Below are 19,207 nucleotides of genomic sequence, written 5' to 3'. Positions count from 1 at the left end.
ATGCGCGGCGTGCAGGGCGGGCAGGGGGTCTCGGGCGGACAGCGGGGTCAAGGCGGACTGGAGACGGTCGGCGGTCAGGGGCTGCCGGGTGGGCAGCGCGTGCAAGACGGGCTGTGGGTGCCAGGCGGGCAGGAGATGCCGCTGGGGGTGTCGCAGCCGTATCCCCAGCCCGCGCCGCAGCCTGCGCCTCAGCCTGTCCCGGCTCCTGTTCCCGCCCCCGTGCCCGCGCCTATGCCTGCCCCCGAGGCCGTGCCCGCACCGGCCGCCGCGGCCCCCTTCCCCTCCCCCGCGCAGATGCCGCCGCCCACCGGCCCCACCCCGCCGGGTGTCCCCGCTCGCGGTGGCCTGACGGCGGCACAGGTGCGGGGCACCAACGGTCTTTCCCCGGCCCCGGCGAGCGGCTGGCCCGGTGCGCAGGCGTGGCCGAACGCGGCCGGGATGGGACAGCAGGCGGGATGAGGCACGCGCGTGCGGGTGTCGCCGTCGCCGTCGCCGTCGCTCAGTAGGCGACGGGCCAACCGCTGTTCCAGTTCAGCAGGTTGATGCCCAGCTTGGGTGCGCCGTTGTCGTTGCCGTCGTAGTAGTGGTAGACGATCAGGTCGCCGTCGACGTCCTTCATGATCGACTGCCCGGTGCTGGAGGTGGCCAGCCCGATGGCCGAGGTGTTCGAGCCGAACGACGAGACCGAGTAGTACATCAGGTACGTGCCGCCGTGGTACGAGATGTCCGGCGCCCACGCCTCGGGCACGGAGGAGCAGGTGCGCCACCAAGCCGGCCGGGAGGAGAAGGCGTCGGCTCCGGCGGAGAAGGCGATGCGGTCGCCGGAGGTCTTGTGGGCGATGCCGCCGCCGGTCGCGTAGAGCAGGTACTGGCCGGACGAGGTGCGGATCATCGACGGGTCGTGCGCGATGTCGAACAACGATCGCCGAGTCGGACGGGACCGCAGAATCGACCCCCTTGCGCGTCAATGCTTCACACAGAGCTGGTTCACCCGGGCAACGACACCCAACGGCCGGGGAACAGACGGTGACTTGGTTGACGCGGGGATGAACTCGGGGCGGAAGGTCCGCGCAGGGCCAGTCGGTCACTGCCCCCTACAGCCACCATGGCCTCCCGCCCCCCACGCGCTTGCTGCCCCTTGTCTCCGCCCTGCCTCGGGAGTCGGTCATGCCCAGTGTGTCCTGGGAATCCGTGATAGCGGTACTCGGCCTCGCCGTGCCGGTGGTGGCCGCGGTCTGGGAGTTCGCGCTGGCGGGCCGCAAACGGCTCGGCTACCGCGTCCAGATGGACACCACCGCCCGCGACTCCTCCGCCTCGCGCGACGAGACCCTGGTGCTCCAGCGGATGCAGTGGGACGGCCAGCACCTGACCGACCCGTCGGTGGTGCTGCTGCGCATCGAGAACGCCGGCTGGACCCCGATCGTCGACACCGACTACGTCGGGCCCCCCAACAACCCGGTGGGCATCCGCATCACCTTCCCGGGGCGCAAGGTGGTCGGCATGGCCGTCACCGAGCGCAGCCCGGCCGTCCCGGACACCTACTTCCAGCAGGGGGCGGAGGGTTTCGACGTCACGGACGGCGAGATCACCCTGCCGAAGGTGGCCCTCAACCGCAGAGCCCACTACAAGGTCCTCGCGGTCCTGGACCGCAACGAGGACTTCCGTGAGATCGACTTCCCCGACCCGGTGGTCAGCGCGAGCATCGTCGGCGGAGTGCGCGGCGGAACCATCAGGAGAACCGCGTACTACCCCTTCGCCTCCCGGCCGGTCCGCTGGCTGCTGGCCGTCCTCGTCCTGGTCAGCGTCACTCAGTCCGTGTCCGTGTTCGCCCTGGACGACAACACCCGGGCGACGCCGCTGGACTGCGCGGAGGGCACGCTGCACCTGTCCGGCTCGACCGCGTTCCAGCCGGTTCTGGAGGAGGCCGCGAAGCAGTACACCAAGACCTGCACCAAGGCCCGGATCCCGCTCACCGGTGACTCCTTCAAGGGCAGTGTCGCGGGCCTGAACACACTCGCCCGGGCCGGCGAGAAGGCCGACTTGAAGAACGGTGAGGGCCTGGGCACCCACCTGTCCTTCAGCGACGGCCCGAAGAGCGACGGCCGCCCCCAGCTGCTGCCCCGGCCGGTCGCCCTGTCCCTGTTCACTCTTGTGGTCAACGAGGACGTCGGGGTCCGGGACCTGTCCCTGAAGCAGGTCCGGGACATCTACGCCGGGCGGATCACCAACTGGAGCCAGGTGCGGGGCAAGGACCTGCCCATCCAGCTGGTCAGCCGTAACCCCGGCTCGGGCACGCGCTCGACCCTCCAGCAGCAGGTCCTCGACGGCAAGCCCCTGTTGGCGACCACGACCGGTGACTGCCAGGCCCTGGACACCGGCGCACCGGGCCGCTGCGAGGTCTCCGACACCCCGACCCTGCTGGACACCGTGGCCGCGACACCCGGCGCCCTCGGCCACAGCGAGGTCGGCGCCGCCACCGCCCACACGGGCGTCCAGCAGGTCCGCATCGACGGCTACCCCGCGACGCTGGAGGGCGCCGACCAGGGTGCGTACCCCTACTGGCAGACCGAGATCGCCTACACCTACGGCGAACCCCCGGCCGACTCCGTCGCCGCCGGCTTCCTGCGCTACCTCGCCAACGAGGTCGGCAAGGACATCCTCCGCTCCCAGGGCCACCGCCCGTGCGCGGAACTGGACAAGCCGCTGGTGTGCAGGCCGGACGAGCCGTGACGTCACACCGGTCAACGGCCGTTGAGATCGACTTCGGCGCGGACGGTCTTGGCGGGCGGGGCCGCGTCGACGACCTCCCAGCGGTCGGCGAGAGCGTCGACGAGGAGGAGTCCGCGCCCGTGCTCGTCGAGCGTGCGCGCGGGCCTGACCGCGGGGCGCGGGGGTCCGCTGTGTGTGTCGGTCACCTCGATCCGGACGCGGTCGGCGAGATGCGTGAGCCGCAGCTCGAAGTCCCGCCCGGGAACGCGCCCGTGGGTGACGGCGTTGGCGGCGAGCTCGGCGACGATGAGGGCGGCGGTGTCGGACAGGTCGGTGCCGTACGGGATGCCCCAGGCGTCGAGCTGATGCGTCGCCAGATGCCGGGCGAGGCGGGCTCCGCGCGGGGTGGAACTGAAACGCTGCGTGAACACACGTACGGTAACCGGGGCTTGGGTCATGGCCCCAATCTGGCGCCCACGCACGGCACTTCTCCAGGCCGGCGCCGCGTACGCTGCGTCGGCGTACGCGGTCACGCGCTGGACAGTACCGCTCACCGACCGTGACCATGGGTGCGGGAGGTGACCGACGGTGGTCGATGGTGCGGTGGGGACGGGCGAACCGGAGTCCTCGGACAGCCTGCGGACGTTCGGCGCGGTACTCCAGGCGCTGCGCGAGCATGCGGGCCTGGGGAGGGAACAGTTCGCCGAGCTGGTGCGGTACTCCAAACACACGGTGGCGTCCGTGGAGTTGGGCCGGCGCATGCCGGACGCGGCGTTCGTGGAACGGGCGGAGGAGGCCCTGGGGAACACGGGGGCGTTGCGGAGGGCGGCGGGGTGCGTGGCCCGGCAGCCGGGCTTGGCGGCTTGGTTCCGGCGGTGGGCGCGGTTGGAGCAGGATGCGATCACCTTGTACACGTACGAGTGCCGGATGGTGCCGGGGTTGTTGCAGACGGAGGGCTACGCGCGGCAACTGTTCGTCGACGAGCTGCCGCCCCTGAGCGACGAGCAGGTCGAGGCGCAGTGGGCGGCGCGGGCCGATCGACAGCGACTGTTGCGGGAGCGCCCGAACACCACGTTCAGCTTCATTCTCGAGGAGCACCTGTTCTTGCGCCGCACGGGCGGCGTCGCGGTCACACGGGAGCTCATCGATCACGTGCTGCAGATCGCCGAACTGCGGAACGTCGAGATCCAAGTCATGCCGTTGGTACGTGAGTCGCATGCCGGACTGCACGGTCCTCTGCAACTACTGGAAACCCCTGAGAACCGGTGGTTCGCCTACGTTGAAGGGCAGCAGAGCGGACAGTTGATCAACGACCGCAAAGTGGGCAGCGTGCTTCAGAGGAGGTATGTCAGGATGCGTGCGCAGGCTCTCTCCCTCCCGGACTCCGTGAGCCTGTTGCAGCGGATGCGAGGAGACCTATGAGCACCGGAGAACTGGACTGGCACAAGTCCAGCTACAGCAGCAGCGGTTCCGGCGACTGCGTCGAGGTAGCGGCCCGCCCCGCCACCATCCACGTACGCGACTCGAAGGACGAGGACGGCCCCCAGCTCGCCCTCTCCCCCACCGCCTGGACGGAGTTCGTCACACGGCTGCGGGACTGAGCAGCGCGCCCAGGATCAGCGGTGCGTCGCGCCTTCGCGTGGCGATGAGCACGTCCCGCTCACCGTCGCGGCACTCGATGACGACGCCGTTGAACTTGTACGTGCCGGGCCAGGCATCGGGGTCCTCGCCGAGTCGCCAGCCCCGTACGCGCTCCACGGTGAGCGTGTCCGGCAGGGTGACGCGGGCGACGCGCCCGGCAGGGTCGGCGGTGGCGGCGGGAGGCCCGTCGCCGAGCACGAGGAGGCCGTAGCCGGCGCGGCTGTACGGCACGTCGCCGTGGATGCCAACCCGCACGGTCACCCGGGCGGTCGGGACGCGCGGCACGATGTCGCTGGTGTCGTCCGCCTTGCGCAGCCGCCGCCGCATCAGCCGTGCGAAGAGCGCGCCGAGGGCGGCGGACGGCGGGATGCCGCAGACGGCGACCAGGAGGACGTCGGTCACGCTGTCACCGGCGGCGCAGGCGAAGAAGGCGAAGGTGCCCGCGAGGATGCCCGCCACCCACACGGCGCCGGCATTCACGATGTGCCGTGCTCGGGCGGTCGGGTAGCGATGCCGGTTCCACCAGGCCGTCCAGAACAGAAGCACCCCCAGGGGCACAAGTCCCTGGCCGATACCCATGGGCAGCCGCCAGTCGCCGCGCGGGGACGCGTGGGTCTGCTGGGTGAGGCCGTCGAAGGTCACGGCGCGGGCCTCGCCACGCCAGTACACGAGGGTGACGCGGTCGCCGGGGCGTACGGACTCGTAGAGGGCATCGCTGCCGTAGTCGGACATCCGCAACCGCAGGCTCGTGCCGGACCCTTGCTCGCTGACATGCAGCCAGTGCCGGACGGTCCGGGAGCGGTGCTCGTCGACCCGGGCCTCGACAGTGGCGGGTACGGAGGTCAGCCGGGCGGCGTCATAGGCGCGCTCCTCGCCCAGACGGCCGTGCACGGTGACGAACATCCACGCGGAGACGGCCAGCACGACCAGACCAAGCCAGGCAGGCACAGCCGTCCGCCAGGCGGGGGGCGTTCTCGGCACCGTTCCTCCCACGCTCGTGCTGCCGGTCGACAGCGCGGGAACGATACCTGCCGCCATACCCACACATCAGCCCCCAGTACGGCAGCCCCGGGCCCCACTCCATTGCCAGACCCCGGCAAGCCGAGTGCCTTGTCGGTCGCACGCCGCCGAACCGGCCCGGCGTGCCGGCGAGACGCGACCGCTCACCGCAAACCCCGGCCGAGCCACTCAACCCGCCCCAGCCGCGAATCTGCCTGGGCCCCGCTCTCCTCCGGGCCGCTCGCTCGCTTCTCACCCGTGCCGGAGCGGGCGAGTCAGGACTTGCGGTCCGTGGCGCGTGGATGCCCCGTCCCTGCGAAGGTGATCCAGCAGGTCTCGCGGGTGGTGTCCAGGAGGTACCAGATGCGGCCGGCGCCGGTCACCTCGATCTGCCACTGCTCGCAGGTCTGTCCGCGGTGGGTGCCATGCGCAAGGGTGCCCTTGAGTCGGTGGTGCCGGGGTGTCTCGGTGGCCGGTCTGGGGTTCGAGCGCATGGTGAGCCAGGCGCGGTACGTGTTCTCGCGGGCCTGCTGGGTGAGGTTCTCCCAGCCCTTGGCCGAGGCGGCGTCGACGAAGCGGACTTCCCAGTGGCCGTCCGGAGCCGGGGGTGCGGCACGGTCGCCGCGGCTCGGGGTCATGTGGCGTCCCGCGGGTCCGGTACAGGACCGTGGTCCTCGTCGTGGTCCCTGGTCAGCGCGGCCAGCAATGCGGGGTCGGAGTAGACCTCGGCGGTGTGCTGCCAGGCGATGAGCAGTTGGGCGACGGACGCGCTGTTGCCGAGGGAGTCGGCGGCGCGCATCGTGTCGACCAGTTCGAGAGCGAAGGCGTGGAGGTCGGACTCGGGCAGGAAGCGGACCCATGGGAACGCGTCCGGCAGTATGTCGAGGAGCAGCTCCATGCTGCCGGGCTCCCGGCGCGCCATCGCGGCCAGCATCCGTGTGGCCGCCGACACCACGGTCTGGTCCTGTTCGGCCCGCGCCGCCGTGGTGAGGACCAGATCCTCGCCGTCTCTGCGATGCAGAAGCAGTCTCGGCGTTTCCTTGAGCCGGGCCAGTGTCTGCTTGTTCTTGTTCACCAGCTCGGAGAAGTTCACCGCCGCGTTCTCAGCACCCATGACTTTGAAACTACTTTGAAACCCGCTCCGCCGCCATCACCCGAACGAGGGGCGAGGGCGGCCCGCCCTGCGCCGCAGGCACGCGACGGGCCGCCCCCCTCAGACCGTTACGACTTCTCCGGGCACTCCTTCCACGCCAAGTGGTAGATCGTGCTGATGTCTCCGTCCGTGGAGTCCATCGTCATGAAGCTGACCTTGTCGCGGGACGATGTGCCCGCGCTCACGCGCAGCTCCGTGTTGATGTTGAAGTTGCGCTGGACTCCGCACGGGGCCCAGACCAGTTGGGCCCAGTCCGTGGTGTCGGTGGCCTGCCAGTTGTTCTCGTAGGGGCCCGTGAAGGGGTGGCTGCGGTACTCCGTGTTCGGGGAGCCCTGGAAGTAGTACGACGCTCTCTGCGTGCCCTTCGCGCCGGGCTGGAGTGCGGCGAAGCCGCGGTAGTCCGCGCTGGCCACGGCGTAGGTGAAGCCCTGGGGGACGTGGACGATCAGGCTGAGCTGGCAGTTCTTGCGGAAAGCGGTCGGCTCGGAGTCGCCGCCCGCCTGGGCGAGGTACTCGCTGTAGGTGACGGTGAAGGCCGTGTTGTCCTCGGAGACGGCGACCGCCGTCGTGCCTTGGGGGCAGCCGGAGCCGTTCACCGTGGCGACCTTGATGACGATCTTGTCCGGGGGCGGGTCCTCGAAACCGGAGGACGGGTTGTGCGCGGGTAACGCGGCGGTGAGCAGCGCGGACGCCGCCGCGGCGGTCAGGAGCAGGCCCGTAGCCATGGGTCTCCATCCAATCGGTGGGGGGTGAAACGCACAGAGTCGCGCAGAATCGTGCAGGCACTCCCGGCCCTCGTGAAGGAGGCATGAAGACGTTGTGAAGGCCGGGAGCGCTCGCATCGTATGGAGCGGGGAGGGTGGCCGACAGAGTCATCTCCGGCCATTCACTTCCGGCTCGGCAGCCCGGGAGGAAAGGGGCGTAACGGATCCCCCGTGTGAACGGGCGGCGGACCCTTCGTAGACAATGGCCCACCAGCACCCCTTGTGGCACCCCAACAGGAGGCGCTCCCTTGGAGCTCAGCAGGCGTACCTTCACCGCCCTGGCCGGTACGGCGGCGCTCGGTCTCGCGCTGGCCGGCAGCGGCGGTGCGGCGACCGGCCCCCGCACGGCCCGCACCGTGCCCACGGGCCCGCCGCCCGCTCCGCCCGCCGCCGACGGCAAGCGGCACCGGGTCGGCCACGACCGGTACTCGCTGCTGGTCGACGGGCGGCGCCTGGTGCTGTGGTCGGGCGAGGTGCACTACTTCCGCCTGCCCAGCCCCTCCCTCTGGCGGGACGTGCTGCAGAAGCTGCGCGCGCTCGGGCACAACGCCGTCACCGTGCCGGTCGCCTGGAACTACCACTCCCCCGCGCCCGGAAAGTACGACTTCACCGGCGTGCGGGATCTCGACCTGTTCCTGCGCATGGCCGCCGAGGAGCGGCTGTACGTCGTGCTGCGACCGGGGCCGTACATCGGGGCCGATGTGGACGCGGGCGGTCTGCCCGGCTGGCTGACGGTCGCCGACGGCACGGCGCGCACCGCCGACCCGGCGTATCTGCGGCACGCCGACGAGTGGCTGAGCGCCGTCGACGCCATCGCCGTACGGCATCTGTATGCGGCCGGTGGCGGCACCGTTCTGCTGTACGAGGTCGAGGACGGGCCCGGCGGGCAGGCCGCCTACGCCGAGCATCTGGTCCGCAAGGTGCGCGGGGACCGAATCGCCGTGCCGCTGCTCCACAGCGGCGGCGAGCTGGACCGGCTGTGGGTGCCCGAGGCCGTCGAGACCGGGCGGCCGGACGCGTGGGGCGGGGCCACGTCCGGTGGCAAGGGGTACGTCGAGGTGTACGCCGAGCAGGATCCGCGCGCCGTGCGGGGCACCGCGCTCACGCAGCTCGCCGACGGCTTCAACGTCCAGAACGTCCGCATGGCGTTCGGCGGCACCTCGTGGGGCTGGCTGCCCGGGCCGGGCGTCTACACGTCGTACGACTACGGGGCGCCGGTCAACGAGGGGCGCCGCGTGACCTCCAAGGCCGCCGCCACGCACCAGCTCGGGCATCTGTTGCGCACCGTGCCCGAGCTGGCCCGGCTCGACCGGGGGCGGGACGTGCGAGTGAAGGACGAGCGGCTGAAGGTCACGCACCTGACCAACCCGGACACCGACGCCGACTTCTACGTGCTGCGCAACGACGCCGACGAGCCGGTGACCGCGAACCTGCCGGACACCGGCATCGAGGTCCCGGTCACGGTGGCGGCCGGGGACACCAAGCTGCTCGCCGCCAACCTGGACGTCGGCCGGCGCAAGCTGGCGTACACGACCGCGCAGCCCATGGTGAGCCTCACCGCGGGGCGGCAGGACATCGTGGTGTTCACCGGCCGCAAGGGCGAGACGGCACAGCTCGCCCTGGACTGCGAGGTCCAGCCGACCACCACCCGCCTCGACACCGAGCCCGCCTGGTCCTACCAGCAGGGCCGGCTGAACGTCGTCGTGCCGCTCGGCGTGGGCTGGCTGGCCCGCGTGCTGGTGGAGGGCGGCGACTCCGACACACCCATGCTGCTGCTGTTCGCCGACGACGCGACCGCGCTGCGGCTGTGGCCCTGCGAGACCCCGTCCGGCTCCCTGTTGGTCTACGGCCCTGCGCTGCTGCGGTCGGCCACCGTGCGCGGCTCGACCGTCCACCTCACCGGTGACGTCGTCGGCGAGACGGGGCTGGAAGTGTGGGCGCCGCGCGGGGTCACCGCCGTCACCTGGAACGGGCGGCTGCTGCGGACCCAGGTCGGCCGCACCGGCAGCCTCGTGCTGGAGGGGCTGATGCCCGCCGCGCCCACCGTCACTCTGCCGACGCTGGACGGCTGGCGGCGGCGGACCGAGAACCCCGAGTCCGGCCCCGAGTTCGACGACGCGGACTGGCCGGCGGCCGACCGTACGTCGTCGCGCAGCTCCACGCCCGTGCCCGAGGGCGGTCCTGTGCTCTTCGCGGACGACTACGGCTTCCACTACGGCGACGTCTGGTACCGGGGGCGGTTCGAGGACGCGCGCGAGGTGGAGTCGGTGTCGCTGTCGTACAGCACCGGCACGCAGGGGCTGCTGATGGCGTGGCTGGACGGGGAGCCGCTGGGCACGCACCGGATGCCGGAGCCGGACGAGGACACGGCGGACCGCGGCACCTGGACGGCCACGGCCACCTTCGACGTGCCCGAGCGGCTGCGTGAACCGGGGGCGCATGTGCTGTCCGTGCTGGTGCGGCCCATGCAGCACGACGGCGAGGGGGCCGCGGAGGGCGCGTACAAGGCGGCGCGGGGGCTGATGGCCGTCGAGTTCGAGGGCGCGTCGCCTGCGGTGAGCTGGCGGATCCAGGGAGCCGGGGAGCCGGACCGGGTGCGGGGGCCGCTGAACAACGGTGGGCTGTACGGGGAGCGGAAGGGGTGGCATCTTCCCGGGTACGGCGACGGCGGCGACGGCGGCTGGGAGTCCGTGGAGTTGCCGCGCGAGGACCGGCGGCAGGGGGTGACCTGGTACCGGACCGAGTTCGCGCTGTCGGTGCCGAAAGATCTCGACGCGTCGGTGGGGCTGGTGCTGGACGACGACCGGGAGCGGGCGTATCGCGTCCAGGTCTTCCTGAACGGCTGGAACCTCGGCCAGTACCTCAACGATGTGGGTCCCCAGCACACCTTCACGCTGCCGAACGGGATCCTCCGCACACGTGGCTCCAACACACTGGCTCTCGCCGTCCTGTCGGACGGCACCACACCGGCGGGACCGGGCGACGTACGGCTGACGCTGCTGGGCACGGCGGCCGGAGGAGTACGGGTGGAAGCCGTGGACTCCCCCGGCCGGTGAGCCGGTGTGCGGTGTCCGATGTGCGGTGTCAGGCGAGCCGGATCACGTTCCAGGAGAGCGGCTCCAGTACGGCGGTGAGCCGGCCGGCCTCGACGGTGGTGCCGTCGACCGTGTGCGGGACGACCCGGTCGGGGTCGTCCTTGGTGTTGCGGGCGTCGGGGTCGGCGTCCGCGAGGGCGCTGTGCTCGACGACCATGGTCAGGTCGAGTCCGTTCAGGGCGACGTCGAGGGGCAGCGGCTCGGTGCGGCTGCGGTTGACCGCGAAGACGGTGACCGTGCCGTCGTCGGCGCGTACGGCGGTGGCGTGGAGCAGGTCCGTCTCGCCGTACTTGGCCGTCTCGTACGTCGGTGAGTCGACGCGGACATCGAGGACCTCACCGCGTCCGTGGCGGCTGGCCTGCGCGAACGGGAAGAACGTCGTCTGCCGCCAGGCCGGGCCGCCCGGCTCCGTCATGATCGGGGCGATCACATTGACGAGCTGCGCGAGGCAGGCGACGGTGACGCGGTCGGCGTGCCGCAGCAGGGCGATGAGGAGCGAGCCGAAGACGACGGCGTCGGTGACGCTGTAGTTGTCCTCCAGCAGCGGCGGGGCCTCCGGCCAGTCGTCCTGCGCGAAGGTCGTCGCCTGCTCCTGCCAGCGGGACATGTACCAGACGTTCCACTCGTCGAAGGAGAGGTTGATCTTCTTCTTCGACTTCAGCCGGGCGCCGATGTGGTCGCAGGTGGCGACCACGTTCTCGATGAAGGACTCCATGTCGACGGCCGAGGCGAGGAAGGAGTCGATGTCGCCGTCGAGGGGCTCGTAGTAGGCGTGCAGGGAGATGTAGTCGACGAGGTCGTACGTCTCGGCGAGGACCGTCGCCTCCCACTCGGCGAAGGTGGGCATCGACTGGCCCGAGCTGCCGCAGGCGACCAGTTCCACGCCGGGGTCCTGCTGGCGCATCGCGCGGGCCGTCTCGGCGGCGATGCGGCCGTACTCCTCGGCGGTCTTGTGGCCGGTCTGCCAGGGGCCGTCCATCTCGTTGCCGAGGCACCAGAGCCTGATGCCGTACGGGTCCTTGTCGCCGTGGGCCGCGCGGAGGTCGGAGAGGGCGGTGCCGGAGGGGTGGTTGGCGTATTCCTGGAGTTCGAGGGCTTCGGCGACGCCTCGGGTGCCGAGGTTGACGGCCATCATGGGTTCGGCTTCGGGGCCGAGCTTCTTGAGGAAGTCGATGTATTCGGAGAGGCCGAAGCGGTTCGACTCCGTCGAGTGCCAGGCGAGGTCGAGGCGGCGGGGGCGGTCCTCGGCGGGGCCGACGGAGTCTTCCCACTTGTAGCCCGAGACGAAGTTGCCGCCGGGGTAGCGGATGGCGGTGACGCCGAGTTCCTTGACGAGGGCGAGGACGTCTTGGCGGAGGCCGGCCGCATCCGCGGTGGGGTGGCCGGGCTCATAGATACCGGTGTAGACACAGCGGCCCAGGTGTTCCACGAAGGAGCCGAAGAGGCGGGGGTTGACTTTGGCGGTGGTGAAAGCGGGGTCGAGAGTAAAGCGGGCGGTGTGCATGGTCGCCTTTCCAAAGGGGTGGTTCTGAGTCGTTGGCGTCTGCGGGTTCGTGGGGGCTGGTCGCGCAGTTCCCCGCGCCCCTAAGCCACGTGGGGCCAGCCGTTCTTTGACCAGTTCAGCTTGTTGAGCCCCAGCTTCGGGGTGCCTTCGTCTTCTGCGTCGTAGTAGTGGTACGCCAGCCAGTCCTGGCCCTTGTCCCTGAACGTCGACTGGCCGCCTGTGCCCACGTAGCGGCCGTGGCCCTCCAGGACGAGGTCGCCGCCGCCCTCCAGCATGGGTTTGCCTGTGCTGTCGATGTACGGGCCCTTGATGGACGTCGATCGGCCGACTCGGATCTTGTACGTCGAATTCACGCCCTGGCAGCAGGCGTCGTAGGACGCGAAGAGGTAGTAGTGGCGGCCGTGTTTGACGATCTCCGGGCCTTCCACCGCGTACGGGGCGTCGGGGCGGGTGGCCAGGTGGTGGACGGTCGCGTTCTGTTTCGCCTTGCCCGTCTCCGGGTTCAGTTCGACCATGCGGATGCCCGTCCAGTACGAGCCGAACGACATCCACAGCTTGCCGTCGGCCTGGATGATCGACGGGTCGATGGCGTTCCAGTGGTCCGTCGTCTCGGAGGTGAAGACCTTGCCGTGGTCGGTCCAGGTGCCGGGCAGGCCCGTGCGGGACGTGGCGACGCCGATCGCGGAGTGGTTGGTGCCCCAGGAGGAGACCGCGTAGTAGAGCCAGTAGCGGCCGGCGCGGTAGGTGAGGTCCGGGGCCCAGGGGTCGCCGGTGTCGTTGTACTCGTACCACCAGCTCGGCGGTTCGGCGAAGGCGTTGCCCGCGTCGTCCCAGTGCGTGCCGTCGTCGGAGAGGCGGGTGCCGATGATGCCGCCGGTCGAATACGCCACGTAGCCGCCCGACTTGAGGCGCATCACCGTGGGGTCGTGGATGATCTCCTGGCCGGTGAGGGGGCGGGGATCGGGGTAACTCGGCGTCGCTTGGGCGGTGTTGGGCAGGAGGGCCACGAGTGTGGCCGTCGCCGCCGCCATGAGGGTTCTGCGCATACTCACTGGCCCGCCAATCCGGTGTGTGCCACGCCCGCCACGATCTGGCGCTGGAAGAAGACGAAGACGACGATCAGCGGGAGGCCCGCCATGAGGCCGCCGGCCATGAGCTGGGCCCACTGGATGCCGTAGGAGTTCATGACGGTCGCGATGCCGTTCGGCATGGTCATCAGGTCGGGGTTGTTGGTCACCATGTACGGCCACAGGAAGTTGTTCCAGGAGCTGATGAAGGTGAAGATGCCGACGGCCGCGAGGGAGGGGCGGGAGAGGGGGAGGACGATGGTGAAGAAGACCCGCCAGCGGCCGGCGCCGTCGATGAAGGCGGCCTCCTCCAGTTCGCGCGGGATGCCCTGGAAGAACTTGTAGAGGATGTAGACCATCGCGGCGGGCGCGCACTGGGGCAGGATCATGCCCCAGTAGGTGTCGACCATGCCCATCTGCTGGACGGTGGTGAACAGGGGGACGCCGAGGACGGCCGGGGAGATCATGAGGCCGGCCATGACGACGCCCATGAGGACGTTCTTGCCGCGGAACTCGGTGCGGGCGAAGCCGTATCCGGCGAGGGCGGAGACGACGAGGACGACGGTCGTCACGCAGACGGAGACGACGACGGAGTTCACGAACCAGTTGGTGATGTTGCCCGTCTCGAAGATGGCCGACCAGGCCTGGCCGGTGAAGTCCTTCGGGAGCCAGTGCGGGGGGACTTCGACCGCTTCCGTCTCCGATTTGAGGGACGTGAACAGGGCCCAGAGGAGCGGGGAGAGGATCACCGCGGAGACGGCGGCGCCGAGCAGGGTGAGCACGATCTGGCTGGGGGTCCAGGGCCTGCGGGTCCTGACCGGGAGCTGTGGTGCGGCGGTGGTCATCGGCCAGCCTCCTCACGGGTGCGCAGCAGCCACATCCGCGCGAGGGCGACGGCCGCGATGAGCACGAAGAAGATGATGGAGATCGCGGAGGCGTAGCCCACGCGGTAGGCGGTGAAGCCCTCTTCGAGGGTGAACTGCACGAAGGTGCGAGTGGAGTCCTCGGGTCCGGGGCCGAAGTCCATCATGACGACGGCCTGGTCGAAGACCTGGAGCGAGGCGAGGATCTGCAGGGCGATCACCAGGCCGGTGATGTTGCGGAGCATCGGCAGGGTGATGTGGACCATGCGGTGCCAGGCGTTCGCGCCGTCCAGTTTGGCGGCCTCGTAGAGGTGGGCGGGGATGCCCTGGAGGGCGGCGAGGTAGAGCAGGAAGCTGAAGCCGACGGTCCACCACAGGGTGCAGATGACGACGGCGAGCATGGCGTACGACTTGTCGGACAGCCACGGTGTCTCGATGCCGAAGACGTGGTTGATCATGCCGGTGCCGGGGTTGAACAGCCACTGCCAGAGGTTGGCGGCGACGGTGGACGGCAGGAGGAACGGCATGAAGAAGCAGAGTCGCCACAGCCACTTGGCGCGCTCGATGTGGTGGGCGAGCATCGCCAGGAGGAAGGCGAGGACGGTGATGCAGGGGACGACCAGCAGCGTGAAGTAGGCGCTATGGCCGAGGGAGTCCCACATCAGGTCGTCCTGGAGGGCCTCGCGGTAGTTGTCGAGGCCGATGAACTGCGCGCCCTCGCCGGAGATGTTGGCGTCGGTGAAGCTGAGGTAGAGGCCGCGCAGCAGGGGCCAGATGATGAACAGGGTGAACAGGGCGAGGAACGGGGCCACGAACCAGGCGCCGTGCTGGAAGCCCTGTTTGCGGCGGGCGGTGGTGGCGTTGGCGGCGGTCTTCGCGCGGGCCGGGGCGATGACGGTCTCGGCACTGGTCGTCGTCATGCGACCGGACCTCCCTCTGCGGCGGTCTTGCCGTCCATCGGGTTCTTCATGGCGAGGAGCTGGGTGAGGACGCCCTTCATGCGGCGGGCGGCGGCCTCTGGCTTGGCGGATCCGGCGGTGGAGGCCATCACGACGGGGCCGATGCGCTGGGCGAGCAGGCCGGTGGAGCCGGCGAACCACACCTTCGGCTCGGTGGCCTGGTGGTCCATGGCGGAGACGTACTCGCTCTGCGGCTGGAGCTTCTTGTACGCGGGTGAGGTGAGGGTGGGGGTGTAGGCGGGGATGTGGCCGCCGCCGGCCCACTGCTGGGCGTGCTGGACGATGTAGGCGGCGAGGCGGTGGGCGGCGTCGTTGGCGGCGCCGCCGCGGCCGGACTGGTGGGGCAGGACGAAGGCGTGGGACTCGGCGTGGGTGGCCTGCTGGCCGAAGACGGGCGGCAGCGGGGTGGCGCCGTAGTCGAGCTTCGCGCCGTCGAAGACGGGCACGGACCAGTTGCCTTCGAGGGTGAACGGGGCGCCGTTGACGAACTGTTCGGCGTCGGCGGCGCCTGCGATGGCGTAGCCGTCGGTGATGTGGCGGCGCAGGAACTGAAGGACCTGGGTGGCCTTGCCGGTGTCGAAGGTGACGTCGGTGCGGGCGGCGTCGAACCAGGTGCCGCCGAGCTGGGTGTAGAAGGCGACGAACATCCACCACTGGATGTTGAGGTCGTTGACGTGCAGGCCGAGGGTCTGCAGGCCCTTCTTGGTGGCCTTCTTGGCCTCCTTGAGGACGTCGAACCACTCGTCGGTGGAGGTCACGGGGACCATGCGGCCGTCGGCGCCGAGCAGGCCCGCCTTCTTCAGGACGTCCTTGCGGTAGAAGCAGAGCTGGACGTGGATGTCGAGGGGCAGGGCGTAGAGCTTGCCGTCGACGACGGCGCGTTTCCACAGGTCGGGGTTGAAGTCCCGTTCGTGGACGCCGTACTCGGCGAGCAGGTTCACGTCCCAGGGGTCCAGGAGGCGGCCCGGGGAGAAGCCGGGGACCCGGCCGAGGTGCATCACGGCGAGGTCGGGGGCGCGGTTGCCCGAGGCGGTCATCGCGAGCTTGGTGTAGTACGGGTTGCCCCACTGCAGGGTGGAGTCCTTCACGTCGATGCCGGGATGTTCCGCACGGAAGGAGTCCAGCATCGCGATCATGTTGTAGCCGTCGCCGCCGCTGAAGAGGTTCCAGTAGCGCACGCGGGTGCTCGCGCTGGACGCGAGTGCGTCGGCGCCGGTGCCGAGGGCGGCGAAGCCGAAACTGCCGGCGACCGCGAGGCCACCGGCCGCGGTCAGTAGGTGCCTGCGACTCAGGCCAGGTCGTCCCATGCCCTGCCCCATCTATACGCTCGAGAAAGAATTGTTCGAGATTTCGGATAGCGCTCGTAACTTCGAACGGGACCGTAAGGGGGGAGGGCGGGCGCGTCAATGGTTCGGACAAGAACTTGTGCGGGCGTGACGCGGACACATCCAGGCGCGGTAGTCTCGAACGTCCCTGAGAGCAGCGGGACATGAGAGCGAGGGGCCCGATGGAGTTCGCGGACGCGGCCTTGGGTCCGGCCTCGTTCCTCAGCGAGTTCTACACATCCTTCTGGTGGATCCCGGCCGGCGTCCTGGCCGCCGCCCTGGCGATCAAACTGCCGACGATCATCCGGCTGTGGACCGACCCGCTGCTGCGCGCGGTCGGCGGTCTTCTGCTGCTCGCCTGCGCGGTGTTCGTCTTCGTCGCGCCCTCGACCATCGTCTGGGTCAACCGCGTCACCGGCGTGCCGAACATCTCCGCGCCCTGGGTGTACTCGCTGCTGACCGCGTTCTGCGGCTCCTGCCTGGTGCTGATCATCGCCTGGCGCAACGGGCTGTCCGACCACTCCGCCTCGACCCAGCGCACCACCCGCTGGGTCGTCTGCGCGTACGGCGGTGTCATCGTCGCGCTCTGGGTGCTGTTCGCCCTCGCGGACGTCCCCGTGGAACGCACCCGGGACCTCGACACGTACTACGCCAACACGCCGTTCATGCGCGAGGAGATCCTGCTGTACCTCCTCGCCCACACCACCGCGGCGCTCATCACCTCGAAGCTGATCTGGAACTGGATCCGCACCGACGGACTCGACGCGTGGCTGCGCGGCGGGCTGAAGTTCCTGGGCGCCGGCTACGCGCTGAACCTGGGCTTCGACGCCGCCAAACTCACCGCGGTCGTGGCCCGCTGGACCGGCAACGACCTGGACTGGCTCAACCTGAACGTGGCACCGGCGCTGGCGTGCCTGTCCGCCGTGTCGATCGCGGTCGGCTTCATCCTGCCGCACGCCGGCCAGTATCTGCACGAACGCTGGTGGATCCGCCTCGCCCACCACCAACTGCGCCCCCTGTACCTGCTGCTGAAGGACGTCACCGGCACCGGGGTGCCGTTCACGCTCCGGTCGAGCCCAGAGCTGCGCCTGACGCGCCGTGAGACCTTCATCCGGGACGCGCTGCTGCCGCTGGTCCGGCACCTGGACGAGTCCCTGCACCGGCGGGCCCACGAGGCGGCGCTCGACCTCGGGTTCCCGCCGGAGCGGGCCAAGTCCCTCGCCGCCGCCGTGGCGATCCTCGATGTCATCGAGGCACCGCCCGACGCGAGCGGGAGCAACGACACCACCGATCTGCTCCGGGAGATCGGCGCCGTCTCGCGCGCCCTGCGCCGTCCCGACGACATACGGGCGGTCCGCGCCCACGCCCTCGCCCTCGCCGGCCCCGCGGCGGTCACCGAGTGACGCCGCACGCGCGGACGGTGGCAGGAACGGCACTCGACTTGGCATATTGCACAGGTGACCGAGCGACGCCCAGGGGAACAGGGAGACAGCGGTGCGTACCAGGAAGGAGATGCGTCGACTCGCTGACGCCCTCATCGACCCCATCCGAGTACAGGTCCCGGCCGACCCCGAGGTGCTGTTCGAGGCGCTGGTCGCGTCCGTCAGCGCCTGGCGGGGACGTGAAGTCGTCGTCCACCGGGCCGCGTTCCCGCCGCACACCGCGAGCGGACTGTGGCTGGAGCGCGAGCACCACGACGACATCGTGGTGGACGAGCGGGCGGCGGTGTGGCACCAGATCGTGATCCTGTGCCACGAGGTGTGGCACATGAACCGGCGCGCCTCGGACGGGCGTTCCGCCGACCCCGGCCAACCGGTGGCCGCGCGTACGGACTTCAGCCTGGCGGAGGAGCAGGAGGCGGACCGTTTCGGCATGCTGATGGGCCGTCGGCTGCGCACCTGGCTCGACGCGTCCGCCGATGCGGTGCCCGCGGCGCCGGCCGGTGCCCCCGAGGACCCCCAGGATCTCGCCGGACGCATCGGCGCGGCGCTCAACTACCGCGGGACGAAGAGATGAGCGGGCTGATCAACTACGTCAGCTGCGGGGTGCTGTGGCTGGGCCTGCTGGTCAAGGCGCCGGACCTGCTGCGGCACCGGCGTGATCCGTATCTGCGGGCCATCTGCGCGGTGCTGGGGCTCGCGGGGCTGTGCTTCTTCCTCGGGGCGCCGCCCACGGTCGGCGTCGTCAACCGGCTCGGCGGGACACCGAACCTCGCGGCGCCCCTGACCTACGCGGCGATCACCGCCTATTGCGCGGCCTCACAGGTCCTCGTCGTGTACTGGCGCGGAGGTCCCCGGGTGCACCGCACCGCCCGCCGCTGGATCCTCGCCTACGCCGGTGTCGTCGCCGGTATCGCGGTGCTGTTCGGCCTCGGGGACGCGCCGGTGGAACGCCGTACGGATCTGGACACCTATTACGCGACCACGCCGTTCATCGCCCAGATGATCGTGCTGTACCTGGTGGCCCATCTCGTCGCGGCGACCGTCACCGCGGTGTCGTCGTTGCGCTGGGCGCGCCGGGTGCGGGGCGGGCTGCGGGTCGGGCTGACCCTGCTCGGCACGGGGTCGCTGTGCGGCGCCGGTTACAGCGTCGCCAAGCTCACCGCGGTGATCGCCCGCTGGTCCGGGCGGGACTGGTCGGCGCTGGGCACGGCCGTCTCCCCGGCCGCCGCAGGTCTCGGGGCGCTGCTGACGGTCGTCGGCGTGCTGGTCCCGCTGCTCACGCCGTGGGTGGCGGAGGTACGGCAGGCGCGGCGGGCGTACGCGCGTCTCGCACCGCTGGAGCAGACCCTCGACGAGCTGCTCACCCGCCGTGCGCTGCGGCTGCCCCGGCCCCGGTTCGCTTCGCCCACGACCCGGCTCGTGTGGCGCCAGACCAGCATTCACAACGCGCTGAGCCACCTGGACGCGTACTTCGACCGTGACCTGTACGAGCGGACCCGCCGGGACGTGCTCACCGCGACGGGCGAGCCGGACCGGGCCGAGGCGGCGGCCTGGGCCACGGTCATAGCGGCGGCGGCCCGGGAGGAGGCCGGCCCAGGGCAGGAGACGCCCCGGCCGGGCACCACCGGCCGCCTTCTCGACCGAATCCCGGACCCCCACACCCTGACCCGCATCGCCGACGCCCTG

The 19,207-nt window shown here is 70.4% G+C and carries 18 protein-coding genes; 7 read left to right on the top strand and 11 right to left on the bottom strand.

All coding sequences use genetic code 11. The annotated features are described in order from the left end of the window. Nucleotides 1-499: 499 nt before the first annotated feature. On the bottom strand, nt 500-949 hold the full coding sequence (locus N4P33_RS18745) for a family 43 glycosylhydrolase (RefSeq protein ID WP_399029722.1): 450 nt from the start codon (nt 947-949) through the stop codon (nt 500-502). Nucleotides 950-1,167: 218 nt separating this feature from the next. Between N4P33_RS18745 and N4P33_RS18740 the strand changes: the two genes are divergently transcribed. Continuing rightward, nucleotides 1,168-2,730, top strand: coding sequence for a substrate-binding domain-containing protein (locus tag N4P33_RS18740; protein WP_260827777.1), 1,563 nt, complete (start codon nt 1,168-1,170; stop codon nt 2,728-2,730). 11 nt (nt 2,731-2,741) lie between these two features. Here N4P33_RS18740 and N4P33_RS18735 read toward each other — a convergent pair whose 3' ends face one another. Further along, nucleotides 2,742-3,167 carry an ATP-binding protein gene (locus N4P33_RS18735; protein ID WP_260827776.1) on the bottom strand — a complete coding sequence of 142 codons (426 nt, stop codon included), beginning with the start codon at nt 3,165-3,167 and terminating at the stop codon, nt 2,742-2,744. Between the two features lie 130 nt (nt 3,168-3,297). Here N4P33_RS18735 and N4P33_RS18730 point away from each other — a divergent pair, with 130 nt between their 5' ends. Both N4P33_RS18730 and N4P33_RS18725 read left to right on the top strand, forming a co-directional pair. Beyond that, nucleotides 3,298-4,131, top strand: coding sequence for a helix-turn-helix transcriptional regulator (locus tag N4P33_RS18730; RefSeq protein ID WP_260827775.1), 834 nt, complete (start codon nt 3,298-3,300; stop codon nt 4,129-4,131). Further along, nucleotides 4,128-4,310: a DUF397 domain-containing protein gene (locus N4P33_RS18725; protein WP_260827774.1), complete on the top strand. Its 183-nt coding sequence runs from the start codon at nt 4,128-4,130 to the stop codon at nt 4,308-4,310. Before N4P33_RS18730 ends, N4P33_RS18725 begins: the two co-directional genes overlap by 4 nt. Here the strand turns inward: N4P33_RS18725 and N4P33_RS18720 are convergent. From N4P33_RS18720 to N4P33_RS18705, 4 genes are all read right to left on the bottom strand, one after another. Beyond that, nucleotides 4,291-5,298, bottom strand: a complete 1,008-nt coding sequence (locus N4P33_RS18720; RefSeq protein ID WP_260827773.1) for a hypothetical protein — start codon at nt 5,296-5,298, stop codon at nt 4,291-4,293. The genes N4P33_RS18725 and N4P33_RS18720 overlap by 20 nt on opposite strands. Before the next feature lie 326 nt (nt 5,299-5,624). Then, the gene (locus tag N4P33_RS18715; protein WP_260827772.1) at nt 5,625-5,987 is read right to left on the bottom strand and encodes a hypothetical protein; all 363 of its coding nucleotides are present in this window, start codon (nt 5,985-5,987) and stop codon (nt 5,625-5,627) included. After that, nucleotides 5,984-6,463: a hypothetical protein gene (locus tag N4P33_RS18710; protein ID WP_260827771.1), complete on the bottom strand. Its 480-nt coding sequence runs from the start codon at nt 6,461-6,463 to the stop codon at nt 5,984-5,986. Before N4P33_RS18710 ends, N4P33_RS18715 begins: the two co-directional genes overlap by 4 nt. 107 nt (nt 6,464-6,570) lie before the next feature. Continuing rightward, nucleotides 6,571-7,227 (bottom strand): DUF4360 domain-containing protein, encoded by a 657-nt coding sequence (locus N4P33_RS18705; protein WP_260827770.1) that lies wholly within the window; start codon nt 7,225-7,227, stop codon nt 6,571-6,573. Nucleotides 7,228-7,514: 287 nt separating this feature from the next. On the opposite strand from N4P33_RS18705, the gene N4P33_RS18700 reads away from it, so the two are divergent. Next, a complete protein-coding gene (locus N4P33_RS18700; protein WP_260827769.1) occupies nt 7,515-10,322 on the top strand; it encodes a beta-galactosidase in 2,808 nt (935 codons plus the stop codon). A gap of 28 nt (nt 10,323-10,350) precedes the next feature. Here N4P33_RS18700 and N4P33_RS18695 read toward each other — a convergent pair whose 3' ends face one another. The 5 genes from N4P33_RS18695 to N4P33_RS18675 form a co-directional block, all read right to left on the bottom strand. Continuing rightward, entirely contained in the window at nt 10,351-11,865 is a 1,515-nt protein-coding gene (locus tag N4P33_RS18695) for an alpha-N-arabinofuranosidase (protein WP_260827768.1), read from the bottom strand. An 80-nt stretch (nt 11,866-11,945) separates the two neighbouring features. Further along, complete coding sequence (locus tag N4P33_RS18690) at nt 11,946-12,911, bottom strand: arabinan endo-1,5-alpha-L-arabinosidase (protein WP_260827767.1); 966 nt, start codon at nt 12,909-12,911, stop codon at nt 11,946-11,948. A 2-nt stretch (nt 12,912-12,913) separates the two neighbouring features. Beyond that, the gene (locus N4P33_RS18685; RefSeq protein ID WP_260827766.1) at nt 12,914-13,777 is read right to left on the bottom strand and encodes a carbohydrate ABC transporter permease; all 864 of its coding nucleotides are present in this window, start codon (nt 13,775-13,777) and stop codon (nt 12,914-12,916) included. Next, complete coding sequence (locus N4P33_RS18680; protein ID WP_260827765.1) at nt 13,774-14,715, bottom strand: carbohydrate ABC transporter permease; 942 nt, start codon at nt 14,713-14,715, stop codon at nt 13,774-13,776. The genes N4P33_RS18685 and N4P33_RS18680 overlap by 4 nt, the downstream gene beginning before the upstream one ends. Continuing rightward, entirely contained in the window at nt 14,712-16,061 is a 1,350-nt protein-coding gene (locus tag N4P33_RS18675; protein ID WP_260827764.1) for an extracellular solute-binding protein, read from the bottom strand. The genes N4P33_RS18680 and N4P33_RS18675 overlap by 4 nt, the downstream gene beginning before the upstream one ends. 200 nt (nt 16,062-16,261) lie before the next feature. Here N4P33_RS18675 and N4P33_RS18670 point away from each other — a divergent pair, with 200 nt between their 5' ends. The 3 genes from N4P33_RS18670 to N4P33_RS18660 form a co-directional block, all read left to right on the top strand. Continuing rightward, complete coding sequence (locus tag N4P33_RS18670; protein ID WP_260827778.1) at nt 16,262-17,482, top strand: MAB_1171c family putative transporter; 1,221 nt, start codon at nt 16,262-16,264, stop codon at nt 17,480-17,482. 109 nt (nt 17,483-17,591) lie between these two features. Then, nucleotides 17,592-18,095: a toxin gene (locus tag N4P33_RS18665; protein ID WP_260827763.1), complete on the top strand. Its 504-nt coding sequence runs from the start codon at nt 17,592-17,594 to the stop codon at nt 18,093-18,095. After that, nucleotides 18,092-19,207, top strand: a 1,116-nt coding sequence (locus N4P33_RS18660; protein WP_260827762.1) for an MAB_1171c family putative transporter, incomplete at its 3' end; no start/stop codon positions are given. The genes N4P33_RS18665 and N4P33_RS18660, both read left to right, overlap by 4 nt.

This window comes from Streptomyces sp. 15-116A, from assembly GCF_025290915.1.
Lineage (GTDB): Bacteria > Actinomycetota > Actinomycetes > Streptomycetales > Streptomycetaceae > Streptomyces.
Note: the sequence above shows the minus strand (reverse complement) of the source record. Positions and strands in the feature narration are given on the sequence as shown.

Coding starts and splice junctions, on each gene's coding strand:
- N4P33_RS18715 (WP_260827772.1), bottom strand. CDS start 5,987: ATGACCCCGAGCCGCGGCGACCGTGCCGCACCCCCGGCTCCGGACGGC.
- N4P33_RS18695 (WP_260827768.1), bottom strand. CDS start 11,865: ATGCACACCGCCCGCTTTACTCTCGACCCCGCTTTCACCACCGCCAAA.
- N4P33_RS18670 (WP_260827778.1), top strand. CDS start 16,262: ATGGAGTTCGCGGACGCGGCCTTGGGTCCGGCCTCGTTCCTCAGCGAG.
- N4P33_RS18725 (WP_260827774.1), top strand. CDS start 4,128: ATGAGCACCGGAGAACTGGACTGGCACAAGTCCAGCTACAGCAGCAGC.
- N4P33_RS18705 (WP_260827770.1), bottom strand. CDS start 7,227: ATGGCTACGGGCCTGCTCCTGACCGCCGCGGCGGCGTCCGCGCTGCTC.
- N4P33_RS18690 (WP_260827767.1), bottom strand. CDS start 12,911: ATGCGCAGAACCCTCATGGCGGCGGCGACGGCCACACTCGTGGCCCTC.
- N4P33_RS18685 (WP_260827766.1), bottom strand. CDS start 13,777: ATGACCACCGCCGCACCACAGCTCCCGGTCAGGACCCGCAGGCCCTGG.
- N4P33_RS18710 (WP_260827771.1), bottom strand. CDS start 6,463: ATGGGTGCTGAGAACGCGGCGGTGAACTTCTCCGAGCTGGTGAACAAG.
- N4P33_RS18680 (WP_260827765.1), bottom strand. CDS start 14,715: ATGACGACGACCAGTGCCGAGACCGTCATCGCCCCGGCCCGCGCGAAG.
- N4P33_RS18675 (WP_260827764.1), bottom strand. CDS start 16,061: ATGGGACGACCTGGCCTGAGTCGCAGGCACCTACTGACCGCGGCCGGT.
- N4P33_RS18740 (WP_260827777.1), top strand. CDS start 1,168: ATGCCCAGTGTGTCCTGGGAATCCGTGATAGCGGTACTCGGCCTCGCC.
- N4P33_RS18735 (WP_260827776.1), bottom strand. CDS start 3,167: ATGACCCAAGCCCCGGTTACCGTACGTGTGTTCACGCAGCGTTTCAGT.
- N4P33_RS18665 (WP_260827763.1), top strand. CDS start 17,592: ATGCGTCGACTCGCTGACGCCCTCATCGACCCCATCCGAGTACAGGTC.